This window comes from Myroides sp. 1354 (assembly GCF_030324495.1).
In the GTDB taxonomy this organism is placed as follows: Bacteria; Bacteroidota; Bacteroidia; order Flavobacteriales; family Flavobacteriaceae; genus Flavobacterium.
The window spans coordinates 158,688-176,184 of record NZ_JACAGN010000006.1; the positions used below are offsets into that span (position 1 = coordinate 158,688).

Annotated in this window: 18 protein-coding genes; 16 read left to right on the plus strand and 2 right to left on the minus strand. The window is 34.8% G+C overall.

Annotated features, from left to right (window positions below; translation table 11 throughout):
- Positions 1–99 precede the first annotated feature (99 nt).
- The 10 genes from HX004_RS08585 to HX004_RS08630 all read left to right on the plus strand — a co-directional run bounded on the left by HX004_RS08585 (position 100) and on the right by HX004_RS08630 (position 7,131).
- On the plus strand, positions 100–1,026 hold the full coding sequence (locus tag HX004_RS08585; RefSeq protein WP_286442070.1) for a bestrophin family protein: 927 nt from the start codon (positions 100–102) through the stop codon (positions 1,024–1,026).
- A 184-nt stretch (positions 1,027–1,210) separates the two neighbouring features.
- Entirely contained in the window at positions 1,211–1,837 is a 627-nt protein-coding gene (locus HX004_RS08590) for a 2OG-Fe(II) oxygenase (protein ID WP_286442071.1), read from the plus strand.
- A gap of 289 nt (positions 1,838–2,126) precedes the next feature.
- On the plus strand, positions 2,127–2,885 hold the full coding sequence (locus HX004_RS08595; RefSeq protein WP_286442072.1) for a hypothetical protein: 759 nt from the start codon (positions 2,127–2,129) through the stop codon (positions 2,883–2,885).
- A gap of 19 nt (positions 2,886–2,904) precedes the next feature.
- On the plus strand, positions 2,905–3,432 hold the full coding sequence (locus HX004_RS08600; protein ID WP_286442073.1) for a hypothetical protein: 528 nt from the start codon (positions 2,905–2,907) through the stop codon (positions 3,430–3,432).
- Positions 3,433–3,480: 48 nt separating this feature from the next.
- Entirely contained in the window at positions 3,481–3,801 is a 321-nt protein-coding gene (locus tag HX004_RS08605; RefSeq protein ID WP_286442074.1) for a hypothetical protein, read from the plus strand.
- Positions 3,802–3,810: 9 nt separating this feature from the next.
- A complete protein-coding gene (locus HX004_RS08610; RefSeq protein WP_286442075.1) occupies positions 3,811–4,281 on the plus strand; it encodes a hypothetical protein in 471 nt (156 codons plus the stop codon).
- A 49-nt stretch (positions 4,282–4,330) separates the two neighbouring features.
- Entirely contained in the window at positions 4,331–4,654 is a 324-nt protein-coding gene (locus HX004_RS08615) for a hypothetical protein (RefSeq protein ID WP_286442076.1), read from the plus strand.
- A gap of 23 nt (positions 4,655–4,677) precedes the next feature.
- Positions 4,678–5,007 carry a hypothetical protein gene (locus HX004_RS08620; RefSeq protein ID WP_286442077.1) on the plus strand — a complete coding sequence of 110 codons (330 nt, stop codon included), beginning with the start codon at positions 4,678–4,680 and terminating at the stop codon, positions 5,005–5,007.
- 214 nt (positions 5,008–5,221) lie between these two features.
- Positions 5,222–6,118 carry a LysR substrate-binding domain-containing protein gene (locus tag HX004_RS08625; RefSeq protein ID WP_286442078.1) on the plus strand — a complete coding sequence of 299 codons (897 nt, stop codon included), beginning with the start codon at positions 5,222–5,224 and terminating at the stop codon, positions 6,116–6,118.
- A gap of 71 nt (positions 6,119–6,189) precedes the next feature.
- The gene (locus tag HX004_RS08630) at positions 6,190–7,131 is read left to right on the plus strand and encodes a YeiH family protein (protein ID WP_286442079.1); all 942 of its coding nucleotides are present in this window, start codon (positions 6,190–6,192) and stop codon (positions 7,129–7,131) included.
- A 105-nt stretch (positions 7,132–7,236) separates the two neighbouring features.
- Here HX004_RS08630 and HX004_RS08635 read toward each other — a convergent pair whose 3' ends face one another.
- On the minus strand, positions 7,237–8,865 hold the full coding sequence (locus HX004_RS08635; RefSeq protein WP_286442080.1) for an acyl-CoA carboxylase subunit beta: 1,629 nt from the start codon (positions 8,863–8,865) through the stop codon (positions 7,237–7,239).
- A gap of 726 nt (positions 8,866–9,591) precedes the next feature.
- Between HX004_RS08635 and HX004_RS08640 the strand changes: the two genes are divergently transcribed.
- The 6 genes from HX004_RS08640 (at position 9,592) to HX004_RS08665 (ending at position 16,045) form a co-directional block, all read left to right on the plus strand.
- Positions 9,592–10,236 carry a DUF47 domain-containing protein gene (locus HX004_RS08640; protein ID WP_182650226.1) on the plus strand — a complete coding sequence of 215 codons (645 nt, stop codon included), beginning with the start codon at positions 9,592–9,594 and terminating at the stop codon, positions 10,234–10,236.
- 17 nt (positions 10,237–10,253) lie between these two features.
- Positions 10,254–11,351: an inorganic phosphate transporter gene (locus HX004_RS08645; protein ID WP_286442081.1), complete on the plus strand. Its 1,098-nt coding sequence runs from the start codon at positions 10,254–10,256 to the stop codon at positions 11,349–11,351.
- A gap of 318 nt (positions 11,352–11,669) precedes the next feature.
- Positions 11,670–12,368 (plus strand): phage tail-like protein, encoded by a 699-nt coding sequence (locus HX004_RS08650; protein WP_286442082.1) that lies wholly within the window; start codon positions 11,670–11,672, stop codon positions 12,366–12,368.
- Positions 12,369–12,400: 32 nt separating this feature from the next.
- Positions 12,401–13,033: a phage tail-like protein gene (locus HX004_RS08655; protein WP_286442083.1), complete on the plus strand. Its 633-nt coding sequence runs from the start codon at positions 12,401–12,403 to the stop codon at positions 13,031–13,033.
- Positions 13,033–14,526, plus strand: a complete 1,494-nt coding sequence (locus HX004_RS08660; RefSeq protein WP_286442084.1) for an L-type lectin family protein — start codon at positions 13,033–13,035, stop codon at positions 14,524–14,526. The genes HX004_RS08655 and HX004_RS08660 overlap by 1 nt, the downstream gene beginning before the upstream one ends.
- 10 nt (positions 14,527–14,536) lie before the next feature.
- Complete coding sequence (locus tag HX004_RS08665; RefSeq protein ID WP_286442085.1) at positions 14,537–16,045, plus strand: L-type lectin family protein; 1,509 nt, start codon at positions 14,537–14,539, stop codon at positions 16,043–16,045.
- 66 nt (positions 16,046–16,111) lie between these two features.
- Here HX004_RS08665 and metK read toward each other — a convergent pair whose 3' ends face one another.
- Positions 16,112–17,404 (minus strand): methionine adenosyltransferase, encoded by a 1,293-nt coding sequence (gene metK, locus HX004_RS08670; protein ID WP_286442086.1) that lies wholly within the window; start codon positions 17,402–17,404, stop codon positions 16,112–16,114.
- Between the last annotated feature and the right edge of the window lie 93 nt (positions 17,405–17,497).

Here is a 17,497-nt window from a genome sequence, read left to right on the forward strand (position 1 = left end):
AAAAAAACAAAAAAACAGCATGATACCGAATTAAACGTTGAAAATGATTTTTATTCCATTGTTATCTAGTAATTTTGTAACATATAAATTCTATAGCATATGATAGTTAGAGACAAAAAGCATATTGTTCAAATGCTTTTTATTTGGAAAGGATCTGTGTTGAAGAAGATTGCCCCTACCTTACTCGCCATCTTTCTTTTTTCTTGGTTGGTCTATTGGAGTCACTACTTTTTTCCGGATGTTATTATACCTTTAAATGTGGGAGCCTTTGCCTTAGTTGGAATTTCCTTGGCTATTTTCTTAGGTTTTTGCAATAGTGCAGCTTACGATCGCTATTGGGAAGGACGAAAACAATGGGGGAGTTTGGTTATCCACAGTCGCTCTTTAGCTTTTCAGCTTTTGCATTTCATTAAAGAAGATGAGACTTTTACTTTAAAAGAGAAGCAAAAGGGAATCCAATTGATTATTGCGTTTTGTTATGCCTTAAATAAACAATTGAGAAATAAAACGGATTTAGCTATCGTTCGCTCGTATCTAACGGAAGACATGTATCAGGAAATGTTGACCAAGCGTTTTAAACCCGCTTTCTTGTTGAGTGAATTGACTAAATGGGTGAATGAACAGCAACAAGCAGGACGTATAGATACCATCACTCAAGCGAGAATTGACCAAAATATAGAGCAATTGTCCATGGTATTAGGGGCTTGTGAACGCATCGTACACACTAAAATTCCATTTGTTTACTTTGTCATTTTACATCGTACTGTTTATGTGTATAGCTTTCTCCTTCCTTTTGGTTTAATCGATTTGATTGTATGGACCATGCCGTTTTTTGTGACTTTTGTCGCGTATACGTTTATTGCCTTGGATGCAGTTGTCGCTGAAATTGCAGAGCCTTTTGGTGAAGAAGAAAACGATTTAGCCTTGGATCAAATGTGCAGCAATATCGCCTATTCCTTGTCCGAAATTTCAGGATTAGAACTTCCTGCTTTGGTATTACCCAACGAGAATTATATTGTAAAATAAGAAGGTACAACCAGTAAAATAAAGAAAACACGCAAGTTAGGCGTGTTTTTTTTGTACTTAAGCCAAAGTAAACTCTTTTTTATTAAGAAAAAATTAACGCAATAAAGATAGAAAAAAAGTACCCTATTCGCATTATTTTTTTTGTCTTGTAAATTATTTTTGCTTAGTTTTTATCTAATGATATATGAGTGACTTTGAAGTAAATTCATTTTATGAGTTAATAATACACGATTTAGTGAATCGTGGTTACTCCGTGGTTGATTGTTTTTTCACAGAAAAGGAAATCGACCTGTTGCGCGCAAACTTTTTTATGAAACAAGATTTGCAAGTGTTTAAAAAAGCAGCAATAGGACAAGCAAGTGAGGAACAAATAGTAGAAGAGGTGAGAGGGGATTTTATTCTGTGGTTGAACGAGCAAACACCTGATGAGGTCGAGGCAATGTACTTCCAAAAGATGAATGAATTTATTGCTTATGTCAACCGCACTTGTTTCTTGGGAATCAAAGAGGGAGAATTTCACTATGCGAATTATCCTGTAGGAACAGGTTACCAGCGTCACTTGGATGTTTTTCACAAAGATACGCGTCGTACATTGTCTGTCGTACTTTATTTAAATGAGAAGGATTGGACACCAGCCAATGGGGGAGAACTAGTGTTGTTCTTACCCGATGAAGAAGGAAATGAACGAGAGGAAATTGTGTATGCACTTCCTGGGCGATTGGTGATTTTTGACAGCAAATCCATCGAACACGAAGTTCGAACCGTTCATAAACCTCGTTATAGTATTACGGGATGGTTGAAAACAAGATAAAGTAAAGCTAGGGAAACCTAGCTTTTTTTTGTGTAGTTGTGCAATATTCGATTGAGTTAGAAAGGAGGGGAGTAAAGGTTTTAGTAAGAAGTTAGGAAGGAAGAAACTCGTAGTTTGTTTGATCAAAGAGCATTAAATAGAGCTAAGTCTCTATTTATATAGGACGAACGCCTTGCAACTCCCACTGAAGTATGTTTTTAATTGATTCGATATAAAAGGATCACAAATACTTAATTTGACTATCTTGTAGGCGAAAATTAGCGACTATTAAATTTTTTCTACAACAAGAATGAAGTGTAAAAAATCAAATAATACAAGGGTAAAGCAATTCATTCCTATTTGCTTTGTTGGGCTAGTAATTTTGTTTTTAACCGCTTGTAATGAAAGCGTAGTGACGGGATTTAACAAGGTAGATAAAAATTATAGTTTCAGGTCGATAGAAGTTAAACATACTAGTGAACTACAATTAAAACGCTATTTTTTTAGGGAAAAGTCAGATTCAGTTTATACGGTGATCGCGTATAACAGTGGGGAAGTTGATCGAGGTTGGACGTATAAATTTAAGAGGATTGGCGATTGGTATTTTGAAAATAAAAATCAAAGTGTAGATAGTATAGTGAATTATATCACCTATTGTGGTGGACTCCATCACATGAATACCATTAAGCATTTTTATAACAATGAACCCCAATTAGACAGCGGTTTTTGGCATGAATTTGTCTATGATTCAATTGATATTAGACGAAAAAAAGCGTTTGAGTTAGAACTAAAGGTCAATTACGATAAGACACGATATGAAGGAACTATGTATTTGTGTTTATTTAATAATCCTGTGTATCATGCTGATTATTGTGATTTCAAATCCTTTACTAAGGATAGTATATTTTCCTATGGGGATGATTTTTACAATGTTCGAATTACTCCCCAAGATCAAGGAGTCAATTCAATTCAAGGATATTATACGTTATTACCTAAAAAACAACGCAAAATAGATGAAAGTAAAAATCTAAAGGTTGTTTTCTTTAGATTGGATTTTGATGCAAAGTAAAATGCTAGTATTTTGGAATATGAGAACAAAGTGGAAAATAATTGGTTTTGTTTTTTTATCTTGTTTGGTTTATTTTTCAATACACCCAATTGTACTTGATTATACGAAGCCAACTCAATTTCCTTTAGCTAGTAAACAGTTGAAGAAGGAAAAAGGAGAAATGTTTATGCTGAATGATTTAGTACAACCGAGCGAAAATATGGATTTTACGATTTATTTGATACTAAACCAAGAGGATAATACGTTCGTAAAACAAGGATTTAAGAGCAATCCTATTTTGAAAATATCGGATCAAGCGATTATTTCTAACTTTTTAAGTGAAAAACTCACCTACACTGATACGGATGTTGCGACTGTTCAGAACAAAATAGTTTTATGTGCTAATGGTCGTGTTGTGTTAGAGTTTGCAGTAGCAATCACACCAAATAGTATAGGCATACAAAATCAGGAGACGGGTTGGGCCACGTTCAATAACCCGCAAGAGGCTCAGTCGCTTTTGCAAAAATGCACGAGATATAATTATCCTATTTTACTGCTTAAAAATTAAGAGGAAGAAAGACAGAAGAACTAGAGGTTTATCATTTACAACTTTAATATGCCAAAAGTAATCACCGTACCAAAAGATCAAGCAGCACAAGATGCTTTAAATTATGATTACGCTGCATCTGAGCAATTGATTGAGCTTGAATTAACAAAAGAAGAGTTCGAAGAGTTGTGGAATGATGATGTTTTTACTGCTATTAATCGAATAACAGGAAGCAATATTGATGATTTTGAAGATGAACATATTATGGATCTTCAGGTAATAGAACATGTGTGGAATGAATTAAAAACAAATCAAATCGCTCCAACAAATATTCTTCAAATGTTTGAATTAGCTTTAATACACAAAACAAGTATTCACTTTTATTTTTAAATTGATAAGATGCTGGAATATATAAAAAAAATAATTTTAATTGTCCTTACCTTTAGTTGTTTGTTCAGCTGCAAAAAATCAAAAGAATATAAAGCATCTTCGATAGAACAAGTTGATTATGGCACTTTATATTTTGTGAGATTTCAGGTTAATACAGATCGAGCGGTTAGTTGTAATAATTTTATGAATGAGTTAGGGTTTATTACCTCCTATTTCAAAATACAGAAGCAAAGTTTTATAGATGAATTGTTGAGTAATCCGATGATTGAAGGAGAATCTGGAGATGATTATGGTATGGATGTACGATATCGAATTGAATTAAAAGATAAAATCATTTGTATTGATAATTTCGGTAATTATTCTATTGATAATAAGTATAGAGGTACACTCAGTAATTTTCAACTTTTGTTGAATTATGTTGAAATGAATAGGGAAAATAGTATTAAGTTAGAAGAGGATTTTTCTTTGATTAATGATTAGTCTAATAGAAAGAGTAAGGCATTGCCTCAGTCTTCGTAAAATGGTCAAGATGAAATTTAAACATAGTTGGAGACTCTATCCTTTACTCTTGATTTTTGGAGTCTTTTTTTATTTTCATATTACGGGTAAAAGAAAAAGAATGGAGTTTTATGAAAGAGCAATAAATGAAAAAATAATAGATTCTAACGATTGGCAAAAACGAACCATAACCTATTATTTAGAAAGTGGTTTAGAAATCAATTGCACGCCAGTAGATCATTGGAATATAAATGTGGGAGATTCTCTTGTTAAAACGGAAAATACTGCGTTGTTTACTATTTATAAAAAGAATACGGAAGGCGTTTATTTCCGATACGGATCGTTTGATTTATAAGTGTTTCGGTTAAGGTTTGTACTATGAGAAATATAAAAAAAGCAGGAGCAATATTTTTTATCCTTTTCATGATTGGATTGATTGTTTTTTGTGAAAGAAAGAGTTATTGGGAAAGAACTACCTTTAGAAAAGAAGCGATTAATTCATATATCATTCAAAAAAGAAGTAATTGGACGGGAGGACGAAGTTATGATTATCTTCTCCCAAATAACATTGTACTTACACTTCCTAATAATCAGAATTTAGTAAAAGGAGATTCTATTTCAAAAAAAAGCAATACCTATCGTTTTTCTGTTTATAGAAAAGATACAGTAGGACAATATAGGTTTTACAAAGATTATGATATCCAGTAGCTTAATAAGAGAAAGACTCTATTTGTTGCGAATATGGAATAGATGTTTTGATACTGGAGTGTCAAATGCAGACAAAAAATAGAATCACTGAAGACAAACTCAAACTCACAAAAGCACAAAAGCACAAAAAAACAAAAACACTCTCCCATTATTTTCAGTATTTTTGTTCATTACAGACAAGTGAACTACATCTTTTGTCTTTTAAAAATAAACTATGTTTGATTTTCGGTTAAAGGTTTTTTATACAGTAGCAAAAAGGGAAAGCTTTACCAAAGCAGCCAAAGAGCTACTCATCTCCCAACCAGCCGTTTCTAAACATATTCGAGAGATTGAATCTCACTATCAGACGAAACTTTTTGTGCGCGACGGTATTACGATTCGCTTAACCGAATCAGGGCGATTGCTGTATACCTATGCGGAGGATATTTTTTCCACTTATCGCAATTTAGAATTCGATATGCATGCACTCAATGCAAAAATGGGAGGCAATCTGCGTATCGGGGCGAGTACAACTGTTTCTCAATACGTTTTACCTCCTCTTTTGGCGGAATTTAGAGGAAAAGTTCACGATATACACTTGGATATCCTTTCTGAAAATTCAGCCGTAATAGAGCAGTTGTTATTGAGTAAAAATATAGATGTGGGAATTGTTGAAGGATGTTCCAAAAATCCGCAGATTAAGTATATCGATTTTATTGATGACGAAATTGTCTTGGTATGTCGAGCAGAAAATCCCAAGTTTAAAACGGGAATTATTGAGCCTGAAGAACTCAAAGACTATTCCTTTTTACTGAGAGAAACTGGATCAGGTACCCTAGATGTTATTGAAAGTAATCTGAATCAAGTCGGTATTTCACTCAATCAATTGCGCAATGAAATGAACTTTTCCAGTACAGAAAGTATTAAGATGTATCTGAAGCATTCTGATAGCTTCGCTTTTCTTTCCATTCACGCTATTTTAAAAGAATTAAAGTATAATGAATTGGTTGTCGTGGATATTAACGGATTGGATATCCGTAGAAAATTCAGCATTGTACAGCGCCAAGGGCAAGAAAGTGCCTTGGTAGAACTGTTTATTCGATTCATTAAATCGTATAACCTAAAGTTATAGCCGATAACTATTATGTATTTTTTTCGCCTTTCTAGATGATTGACCTTTGTAGGGTAGAAAATAGATACACGATGACTATACAAAATAACAATACAGTTCTAGGGAGTAAAATCATTTTAATCGGTTTAGCCGTTTTGAGTTTGTTTCCCTTTATCTCTTCCGCCACTGCTTTAGTTTTGGGGATTATATACGCCCAAATCTTTGAAAACCCTTATGGCAAACAAACGAAAAAAGCGACGGGACTACTGTTAAAGGTTGCCGTGGTAGGGTTGGGGTTTGGGATGAATATCTACAGCGCTTTAGCAGCGGGAAAAGATGGATTCGTCTTGACTATTTTTTCAATCTTCTTAACCTTAATCTTGGGATTTGGAATAGGAAAACTATTGAAAATTGACAAGAAAATATCGTACTTAATTTCTTCGGGAACTGCTATCTGTGGAGGTAGTGCTATTGCAGCCGTATCCCCAGTGATTGATGCAGATGAAAAACAAATATCCGTTGCTTTGGGAATTGTATTTGTCCTTAATTCTATTGCTTTGATTATCTTTCCTCCCATAGGACATGCGTTGGGGCTGAGTCAAGTAGATTTCGGACTTTGGTCTGCGATCGCCATTCACGATACGAGTTCTGTAGTCGGTGCAGCTGCTAAATATGGAGATGAAGCCTTAGAAGTAGCTACAACGGTTAAATTAGCCCGTGCCTTATGGGTGATTCCGGTTGCCTTTTTATCTACCATGCTTTTCAAAAACAAAGGGTCAAAGGTGAAAATTCCCTATTTCATTGGATTGTTTATCCTTGCTATGCTAGCTAATTCTTATATTCCTTTTATTCAACCTTTAGGTCCTTATATTGTAGAATTATCCAAAGCCGCATTGACATTAACCCTCTTTTTAATCGGTACGTCATTATCCTTTCGAACCGTAAAAAACGTAGGGGCAAAACCCTTTATTGAAGGCGTTTTGTTGTGGGTGTTTATTTCGGTAAGTTCGTTAGCGTATATCTTATATCTGTAGAGGAGTTATCGGTTATGAGTGATCTGTTATCGGTTAACAGATCACTCATAACCGATAACAGGTAACCATAAAAAAACGGCAATTTTTCAATTGCCGTTTTTTTATTTATACTTGAATAACACCTAAGTTGAATGGTTTCTCGATAGGCGCGTGATTCGCCGCTTCAATTCCCATAGAAATCCACTTTCTCGTATCTAGTGGGTCGATGATAGCATCGGTCCAAATGCGAGCAGCAGCATAATAAGGTGAAACTTGTTTGTCGTATTTCGCTTTAATTTTATCGTATAATTTTTGTTCTTCTTCAGCCGATAATTCTTCCCCTTTTGCTTTTAGAGAAGAAGCTTCGATTTGCAGTAATACTTTGGCTGCTTGAGCACCACCCATTACCGCAAGTTCTGCACTTGGCCAAGCAAAGATTAAACGCGGATCATAAGCCTTTCCACACATTGCATAGTTACCTGCACCATATGAATTTCCTACAACTACCGTAAATTTAGGAACAACAGAGTTTGAAACGGCATTCACCATTTTTGCTCCATCTTTGATGATTCCTCCGTGTTCTGATTTAGAACCAACCATGAATCCCGTTACATCTTGTAGGAATACCAATGGAATTTTCTTTTGGTTGCAATTGGCAATAAAACGAGTAGCCTTATCTGCAGAGTCGGAATAAATTACTCCTCCAAACTGCATTTCTCCTTTTTTCGTTTTTACCACTTTGCGTTGGTTGGCAACGATTCCAACCGCCCATCCATCTATACGAGCATATCCTGTAATGATCGATTGACCATATCCTTCTTTGTACTCTTCAAATTCAGACTCGTCAACCAAGCGTTTGATGATTTCCATCATATCGTATTGTTCCGCACGGGATTTGGGTAAAATACCATAAATCTCATTCGGATCAGCAATTGGTTTCTTTGCTGCAATACGGTTGTATCCTGCCTTGTCAAAATCACCAATCTTATCTACTATATTTTTGATGGTATCTAAAGCGTCTTTATCGTCTTTTGCTTTGTAATCTGTTACACCTGAAATTTCACAGTGTGTAGTCGCGCCACCTAGCGTTTCATTGTCGATACTCTCTCCAATAGCCGCTTTTACTAAATAGCTTCCTGCTAAGAAAATACTTCCCGTTTTATCAACGATTAAAGCTTCATCGCTCATGATAGGTAAGTAGGCTCCTCCAGCAACACAACTCCCCATTACAGCAGCGATTTGCGTAATGCCCATGCTACTCATGATGGCGTTGTTTCTGAAAATTCTTCCAAAGTGTTCTTTGTCAGGAAAAATTTCATCTTGTAAGGGTAAATAAACCCCAGCACTATCTACCAAATAGATAATCGGTAATTTATTTTCTATTGCGATTTCTTGTGCGCGTAAATTTTTCTTTCCAGTAATCGGAAACCAAGCACCTGCTTTTACAGTAGCGTCATTGGCTACAACGATACACTGTTTTCCTTTGATATAACCTATTTTGACTACAACACCAGCTGAAGGACATCCTCCGTGTTCTTCATACATTTCATCTCCCGCAAAAGCACCAATCTCTATACTATTTGTCTTGGGATCTAATAGATAGTCAATGCGTTCTCTGGCTGTCATTTTTCCTTGTTGGTGTAATTTTTCAATTCTTTTTTCACCTCCACCAAGTTTAACTTTTGCTAGTTTTCGTTTTAAATCTGAAAGCAATAACTTGTTGTGATCTTCGTTTTTATTGAAGTTAATATCCATAGTTATTTAGGTTGTTGTATAATGTTATTAGTTTTCGCTAAAGTACAAAATTAAAATATATCGGAATACTAATCTTCTTACTATTCACGAATGCTTAAACATCAAAGCGAATCAGAATGAGAAGCTCAACTTAAAAACAAGAGAGGAGAGAATTGAATGCTTTTTTTGTTAAATTAATTGGTTGATAATTAAAGATGAAAAATGAAGATTCGAGATTTGTTTGCACTATGGATTAAACTGATAGCAAACTGAATGACCATGAGTCATTTGCCAAATTTTCTCAGTAATAGTTGGTATTGGTTTAAATCTAGTGCTGTTGAAAATCCTTATGAATACGTACAAACGGGCAACTATTGGTTCGTCAGTGTATTCAATTTAATTATGGGGTGTTTTTTGGTTAGCAATAGTCGTAAAATCGCTTTTTGGTTTGTAAAGAGTACAGAAATAAAATGATTTTTTTAAGTTGCTGATTTTTATGTGTTTATGTGGTTTTTATGGAAAGAAGAGGTATTGGTTTATTATTCCAATGTTACCTTAATGTTAAGTGATTGTATCTAAACTAGAGTAAGGTTAAGTTTTTAAGTAGCTGTAATTCAGTAAATAAAGGGGTTTGGTATGAGGAAAACCGAGATAAACCGTGTTTTGACGTAAAAATTAACGTTAAGGAAACATTCGCTTGATTTTATTGCGTAATTTTGCCTCTGTTTATAACATATATTTTATATAATGTCATTGAATAACATTTTTCAATTTTTAGTTCCAAAGGACAAAACGTTTTATCCTTTATTTGAACAAGCAGCTATTAAGCTTAAGAAATTATCAGAAACGCTGAATGAGGCTGTGCACACACCAGCAAAAGAAAGAGAAAAATTACTTAAAGATGTTGAGGTAATTAAGGTAGAGATCGAGGCGATTGCACAAAAAACGAGAATCGAATTAGGGAAAAACTTCATCACTCCTTTTGATAGAGAAGATATCCATAATTTGATTACTGCGGTGGATGATGTAGCGGATCACTTATCTGATGCTGCTTCTCGTATGAGATTGTATCAAATTGACAAAATCACAAAACCTTTGCGTAAATTGACTGAAGCAAACTTAGAAGCTTGTAGTGAAGTACACAAAGGACTATTACATTTAAAAGACTTAAAAAAGCTAGAAGAGTTAGCAACTGTATGTAAAAACATTTCACGCTTAGAGAGAAAAGCGGATAAAGTTTTTGATAAGGCCGTAGCAGATATTTTTGAAAACGAAAATAACGCGATCGAAATTATAAAATACAAAGAGGTAATGGTGGCATTAGAAACGGCTACAGATAGTTGTAGAGACGTGGCTAACGTTTTAGAAACTGTTATCGTGAAATACTCTTAATGATCTAGCGCAAGTATATGGAATTTTTTACAGAAATATTGAGTAATCAAAGTGGGATAATGCTAATTGTTATTATTGTATTGGCCCTAGGATTTGATTATATCAATGGTTTTCACGATGCCGCAAACTCAATTGCTACGATTGTAACAACACGAGTTTTGACGCCTTTCCAAGCCGTGCTTTGGGCGGCGGCTTTTAACTTCGCAGCTTATTTTATCTCCTTATACATTATTGGTGAATTTAAGATTGGTAATACCATCGCCAAATCTGTAAACGAGAACTTTATTAGCTTAGAAGTTATTTTTGCAGGTCTTATTGCTGCAATTATTTGGAATTTAGCAACTTGGAAGTTGGGTATTCCTTCTTCTTCTTCTCATACCTTAATTGGAGGTTTTATTGGAGCTGCCGTTGCTCACGCAGGTGGTTTCTCCATTGAGGGAGTGGATGTTGTGGTGTACTCTAAAGTAGTTCCAATCTTCTTATTTATTTTTGGTGCTCCTTTATTAGGTTTAATACTCGCTTATTTTATCACCGTTGCTATTATGTGGATTTGTAGAAATCAAAACCACTATAAATGTGAGAAGTGGTTTAAACGCTTGCAATTAGTTTCTTCTGCTTTATTCTCATTAGGACACGGAGGAAATGACGCGCAGAAAGTAATGGGTATTATTGGTGCTGCTGTAATTTTCTATCACGTTAATGTAGATATGGACCCAGATTATTTAGTTGAGGGAGTAGATACCTTTAAAGTGTTCGTAGAGCACTGGTGGTGGGTTCCTTTGGCTTCTTTCTTATTTATTGGTTTAGGAACACTATCTGGTGGATGGAAAATCGTTAAAACCATGGGAAGTAAGATTACGAAAGTAACACCTTTAGAGGGAGTTGCTGCGGAAACTGCAGGAGCTGTTGCCTTATATGTAACAGAACATTTAGGTATTCCTGTTTCTACAACACATACCATTACGGGTTCAATCATCGGGGTAGGTGTAACAAAACGCGTATCAGCAGTGCGTTGGGGTGTTACGATAAACCTATTATGGGCTTGGATTTTGACAATACCCGTATCAGCTATCATCGCTATGATTGTATATTATATCGTAGCTGCAGTGGTTTAATTTGATACAAATTTTAGAATATATTGAAAAGGAATGATTGAAAAATCATTCCTTTTTTTGTTTTTATTCCATATGAATTCTTAGCGTAATTGAAAGGTAATCTGAAGAAATGAAACAAAAATCAACTACCTAATGATGTAGGTTAATCCTGACTGGGTTCACTTAATTCCAGATTTTTAAAAAGTTCATTTTTTTAAAAAACACAATATCTTCTCATCGATCAAAAAGGTAAATACGAATTTACGCTTTAGCTTTTTACAGTTTACATGTCTCTTTTTTTACATCTTTCGTTGTTTTGTACCGTTAAATAAGTAAAGAATGAGAATGAAAGAAAAATTGGCCATAGGGCTTTTGATTTTTGGAATTACAATGGTTCAGGCACAAGAGAATATTGGTATTGGAACATTACAACCCCATACTTCCGCAATTTTAGATGTCAACGCAACAGATAAAGGTATACTGTTTCCCAGAGTTGCCTTGAGTAAGGAAACTATTTTGTCCGGTGGCACAAATGCTGTCGGTGTGGTTGTTTTTAATACTGGTACAGCAGGTATTACCAAAAAGGGATTCTACTTTTGGAATGGAAGTAAATGGGAATTATTAGCCTTAGATTCAGAAATGACGATTGAAATTGAAACCATCAATCAAAAATTAGAACAAATTAAGAATCCAATCTTAGTTGTAGGTAACCCACCTGTTTTTGCCAATGAAATTATCGATAATAAACAAGTATATATCGGAAGATTTGATATTGAAGTAGGAAAACCTCAATCTACGATTCTTGAGTATAATACAACTATTAAAACGCCTTTAGTTATCGCTAATTTAAACAAAGTAATAGATGCTAAAATTTACGATGCTACAGGAGCTTTGGTGGTACAGAGTATTGCAAATATTACCACAAGTGATGGTCTCTCTTTCCATTTTGGTAATCCAAATATGTATACCGCATTACCAGTAGGACGTTATCAGTTGGTTTTGAAGTACAGTACTACGTTGCCAGCACCAACAAATTAAAAAATAGAAGAAGAAATCATAATAGTGAAAAGATGAAAAATAAAATACGAATTATCTTGTTTTTAGTCCTCGGATATGCACAATTGTCTTATGGACAAGTTGTAATTGGAGGAGCAACATATCCTGTGGAAGGAGCCTTATTGGATTTAAAAGAATACAAGGCCAATACAGAAAATGTGACAGCAGCTAAAGGATTGTTGTTTCCTCGGGTAAAGCTAACGAGCTTAACGAGCTTAGTTCCTTTGGTGCAAGTGGAAACAACTGAAAATAAAAAAGAACATATTGGTTTACAAGTTTATCATATAGGAGATAGTGAAATTCCAGCAGGACTAAAGGTATGGGATGGCGCTAAATGGATAGGCAGCGGTGGTGAAAAACAAGAACAGTGGATTTATATGCCTGCATTTCCCATTCAAATGCATCAAACAACAGAGCAAAAAATAAACCTCTATGAGGAATATAAAAAACAAATAGGTGATGTTAGTGGAATGATTATTTGGGAGGAAAGAGAAGTGAAATTTGTGATTACAGGGTACGACGCTACCGCTTTTAATACTGCGCCTCTTGTTAAAATAGAAAATGGCAAGCAATATTTAGTATACAAAGCTAAAGTAAATGGCGTAACAGCATCTAGTTATTTAAATATAATTATAGTGAAGATATAATGAAACAAAAAAACTATGTAATCGGATATTGTGGTTTGTTTTTTTTCTTTTTATCTACAATGGCATATGCACAATTGCCTTATGATAATACAGCGGTTTCAGAAGAGGAATTCAGTCTATTTGAAGGTTCTGGTATAGTTAATTTTAAACCGCATGGGATAGAATTAACGACTGGAGCGAATCAAACCAATGGAGTGTTTTTAGAAGAAGTGATATTTGCGTCTGAACGTGGATTTATCTTAGGATTTGATTATCTAATGACGGGAGTAGGTGGAAATTCAACAGACCGAGGTGCGAATGGGATTGCACTTGTTCTTTTTGATGCTAGTGTGAAAGATCTCAAAATAGGATCGAAAACTGCTGGATTGGGTTATAGCTATAGCAATGCTGTGAATACCAATCAAGCCGTACCTGGATTTACCAAAGGTTTTTTGAGTATTGGATTAGATTTGTATGGCGATTCGAAAAATCGAAAAAAATTAGATAATGAATTTAGAAATGGGATTGAAATCCCAAGCAAACAAAATAATCACATTACTGTTCGTGGTCAAGGAGATAAATTAGAAGGGTATCCTGTCTATATTTCACAAAGTGTTACAAATATTGAGGAACGTTATAAACTTAATTTACATACAGGGGAATATACGCAAAATTTTGAAACGCCTGATCCAAATGGATTTAGGTTTAAACTCAGAGAGAACAATATTAGTAATGAATTAGATCTCAATGCTTCTTTTGGACATCCTTCCTATCGCAGGGTTATTGTTAGTTTGTTACCTGCTAAAAAACTGCATGATATAGGATTTTACTTAAATGTCGATATGATTTATGGCAATAAAACAAGCCGAATAATAAATTCTTTTTTTATTCCATCGGAGGATATGATTAAATATCAAGAGGCTAGTTCAACTACTGCGAATGTTTTAAAGGAAAAATGGATCAGTACACCAGCATTATTTAAAGTGGGATTTACAGCAACTACAGGAACAATTTATCAAAAGCAGATCATTAGAAATATCAAAATTAACCTTCCTTTCGCTCCAATCGTAAAAGATGTAGAAGCTCCAAATGCCTGTATAGACCACACTACAACAATTGATGTACTAATGAATAGTATCGGTTTTGATACCAATAAATATGTTGGAGGGCAAGATATTGCTTCTTTAGGAAGTAATGAACATTTAGACCCCTTTAGTTTTCAGTTTTTGACCTTAGTGGATAGTGAACTCAGAAATACGTTAGAACCTTATGTTGCAATGACAGAGGCGGGTCGATATGAATACAGTCCCATCACAAAACAAGTTGTTTTTATCCCGAAAAACGGAATGACTTCTACTGAAGATACAATTTACTTCAGTATAAAAAATAAAAGAAAAGTAATAGGAGGAACCGATTTAGGTGGAGAGCAGTATCGATCAGAAGGTGCTAAGATTAAATTGAATTTCACTCATACTTGCAATAGCATTATCATGGTAAATGGAAGTGCTCTTTAAAAAAATGAAAATGAAAATACATCAAATAAAAAAAATACAAATTTTTCTATTGATCTTATTTGGAATCAATAGTACAACCTTTTATGCACAATACCCTTATTTTAATTCAGGACAGAAAGGAGATGATTTTAAGCTAATTGGAGAAAGTAGTCCTGGTTTGGTTACTTATACCGCTAAGGGAATAAAACTACTGGATAATCAACATCAATTTGTTGGTATTTATCTGGATAAATTGAGTTTTACTACGGAAAAAGGATTTATTTTAGAATTTGAGTTTGGATTAGATCAAGGTAGACAAGAAGGTGGGAAATATGGAGATGGTATTTCCATGGTACTTTTTGATGCCAATGAGAGAAACCCTCAAACAGGGGATAAAGGAGGAGCTTTGGGGTATGCACACACACAAAGATCTACAGGTTCTAATGCAGCAGGATTTACGAAAGGTATTTTTGGGCTGGGCTTGGATTTATATGGGAATAACAAGAGAATCATGCGTTTTCCTGGTGAAACGAGAAATGGAATTACACCCAATGATGATAATGGAAATTTTGTAGTGTTAAGAGGACCTTATAATCCCAATAATCTGTATGAAGGTTATCCTGTTCTTTTTGCAATCAATACCGTGAAGAATATTAACTTCTATTTGGATGCAAATACTGGAAAAGCGGTGAGTAATCAAAGAGGAGTTCTTGGAAAGCGCTTTCAAATTCACGGTGGACAAGATAATGCTAAGCCAGGAGAAGAGGGATATCGAAAGATTCGAATAGCATTTTACCCAGGGGTTGATGACTTCAGTGCAAAAAAAGGATTCTTTATTTCCGTAAATATCATAAATGGAAATTACGATTCTTCAGTTATTAGAAATTATTTTGTGCCCAAAGCGAGTTCGATTAAATACAAAGAGCAATTAGCAGATGGTTCATCCCCAGAAAGAAGACTGAATGTAAATATTCCTGCTAGTATGAAAATGGGATTTACTGGAGGAACAGGAACTGCCTCTATTCGCGCACACATTCGAAAGATATCATTGGTTTTGCCTTTTTCACCAGTCGTACAAGATATCAATATTCCCGATGTAATCAGAAGTCGTCCTTTTGTCTGTGAGCCTTTGTATAGCGCTGTGGGCTATGAAACCAATGTATACAAAGTTTTAAATCAGCCCAATCCTTCAACTGTCTTTCTGGATTTTGCTTCTTTTCGCTTTAAGATTTTTGAAGAAGCTACAAAAACCTATGAACTTACTAGTGATCCCTATAAGTTAGAAGTGCCTAGAGTGGGGGAATTTAATTATAATAAAGATAATGGAGAAGTAACTTTTATTCCGGTTGAAGGATATAAAGGAACAAGTTATACGTTTTATTACGATATTAAAAATAAAAAACCAGCAAAAGGAGTAGATATTAGTACGGAAGAATATCGATCTGCAACAGCTTCAGTAACATTGAATTTTACAGATGAAATTCCATTGTATCGCAATCCACCTTTGTTGGTAAATAAAGGAGTGAACAAAGTAAAGTAAACTATTTGGGTTCAAATGAAAAACGCTTAGTCTTTTTTGACTAAGCGCTTTTTATTCAATTGTTTATTACAATTGAAAAGCTTTTTTGATATCTTCTACTCGGTCTAATTTTTCCCAAGTAAATAATTCAACTTCTACTTGTTTTGTTTCTCCTCCTGGACGAGTAAAGGTCTTCGTTACCACTTGAGGTTTGCGTCCCATGTGTCCATAAGCAGCTGTTTCGCTGTAAATAGGGTTGCGTAATTTTAGACTTGTTTCGATAAAGTATGGACGTAAATCGAAAAGTTCACTTACTTTTTTAGCAATCTCACCATCTGTTAGATTTACTTTGGAAGTACCATACGTATTTACGTATACTCCCGTTGGTTTTGCGATACCAATAGCATAAGAAACTTGTACTAATACTTCTTCTGCTACTCCGGCTGCAACAAGGTTTTTCGCAATGTGACGTGTAGCATAAGCCGCACTTCGGTCTACTTTACTTGGATCTTTTCCTGAAAATGCACCACCACCATGAGCTCCTTTTCCTCCATAAGTATCTACAATAATCTTTCTTCCTGTTAATCCTGTATCTCCATGAGGTCCTCCAATAATGAAAACTCCAGTAGGGTTAATCAAGAATTCAATTTCTTCTTTCGATTCAAATAAGTATTGGTATTGAGGGTATTTCGCAAGTACACGAGGAATTAAAACCTCAATGATGTCTTGTTTAATTTGTGCTTGCATCGTTGACTCCGCTTTTGCTTTTGCCTCAGGCGTTGCATTTTCCGCTTGAATAAAGTCATCGTGTTGAGTAGATAATACAATCGTTACAATGCGAACAGGTTTGTTGTCATCGTTGTATTCTAATGTAACCTGGCTTTTCGCATCTGGACGTAAGTAGGTTACCGCTGTATTTTCTCTGCGGATTACTGCTAATTCTTGTAACAATTTATGAGATAAATCTAAAGCTAAAGGCATATAATCCTCTGTTTCAGTAGATGCGTAACCAAACATCATCCCTTGGTCTCCTGCTCCTTGATCTTCTTTGCTCGCACGTTCAACCCCTTGGCTAATCTCTGCGGATTGTTCGTGAATCGCAGATAAAATACCACAAGAATTACCGTCAAACATATATTCACTCTTCGTATAACCAATTTTATTGATTACATCGCGAGCAATTTGTTGTACATCTAAATAGGTTTTTGATTTTACTTCCCCAGCAAGAATTACCTGCCCAGTAGTAACTAAAGTCTCACATGCTACTTTTGATTCTAAATCAAAAGCCAAGAAATTGTCAATTAAAGCATCTGAAATTTGATCTGCAATTTTATCAGGATGTCCTTCACTTACAGATTCCGATGTGAAGTAATAAGCCATATGGTTTGTTTTTTTTAGTGTTTTTAAAAAAAGAGGAATGGCTAAAGTGAAGATACAATATATTCTGCTTTAGCATTTTTTACCGAGGTTGCA

Coding starts and splice junctions, on each gene's coding strand:
- HX004_RS08660 (WP_286442084.1), top strand. CDS start 13,033: ATGAAACAAAAAAACTATGTAATCGGATATTGTGGTTTGTTTTTTTTC.
- HX004_RS08600 (WP_286442073.1), top strand. CDS start 2,905: ATGAGAACAAAGTGGAAAATAATTGGTTTTGTTTTTTTATCTTGTTTG.
- HX004_RS08595 (WP_286442072.1), top strand. CDS start 2,127: ATGAAGTGTAAAAAATCAAATAATACAAGGGTAAAGCAATTCATTCCT.
- metK (WP_286442086.1), bottom strand. CDS start 17,404: ATGGCTTATTACTTCACATCGGAATCTGTAAGTGAAGGACATCCTGAT.
- HX004_RS08630 (WP_286442079.1), top strand. CDS start 6,190: ATGACTATACAAAATAACAATACAGTTCTAGGGAGTAAAATCATTTTA.
- HX004_RS08655 (WP_286442083.1), top strand. CDS start 12,401: ATGAAAAATAAAATACGAATTATCTTGTTTTTAGTCCTCGGATATGCA.
- HX004_RS08650 (WP_286442082.1), top strand. CDS start 11,670: ATGAGAATGAAAGAAAAATTGGCCATAGGGCTTTTGATTTTTGGAATT.
- HX004_RS08620 (WP_286442077.1), top strand. CDS start 4,678: ATGAGAAATATAAAAAAAGCAGGAGCAATATTTTTTATCCTTTTCATG.
- HX004_RS08610 (WP_286442075.1), top strand. CDS start 3,811: ATGCTGGAATATATAAAAAAAATAATTTTAATTGTCCTTACCTTTAGT.
- HX004_RS08585 (WP_286442070.1), top strand. CDS start 100: ATGATAGTTAGAGACAAAAAGCATATTGTTCAAATGCTTTTTATTTGG.
- HX004_RS08640 (WP_182650226.1), top strand. CDS start 9,592: ATGTCATTGAATAACATTTTTCAATTTTTAGTTCCAAAGGACAAAACG.
- HX004_RS08645 (WP_286442081.1), top strand. CDS start 10,254: ATGGAATTTTTTACAGAAATATTGAGTAATCAAAGTGGGATAATGCTA.
- HX004_RS08605 (WP_286442074.1), top strand. CDS start 3,481: ATGCCAAAAGTAATCACCGTACCAAAAGATCAAGCAGCACAAGATGCT.
- HX004_RS08615 (WP_286442076.1), top strand. CDS start 4,331: ATGAAATTTAAACATAGTTGGAGACTCTATCCTTTACTCTTGATTTTT.
- HX004_RS08590 (WP_286442071.1), top strand. CDS start 1,211: ATGAGTGACTTTGAAGTAAATTCATTTTATGAGTTAATAATACACGAT.
- HX004_RS08625 (WP_286442078.1), top strand. CDS start 5,222: ATGTTTGATTTTCGGTTAAAGGTTTTTTATACAGTAGCAAAAAGGGAA.
- HX004_RS08665 (WP_286442085.1), top strand. CDS start 14,537: ATGAAAATACATCAAATAAAAAAAATACAAATTTTTCTATTGATCTTA.
- HX004_RS08635 (WP_286442080.1), bottom strand. CDS start 8,865: ATGGATATTAACTTCAATAAAAACGAAGATCACAACAAGTTATTGCTT.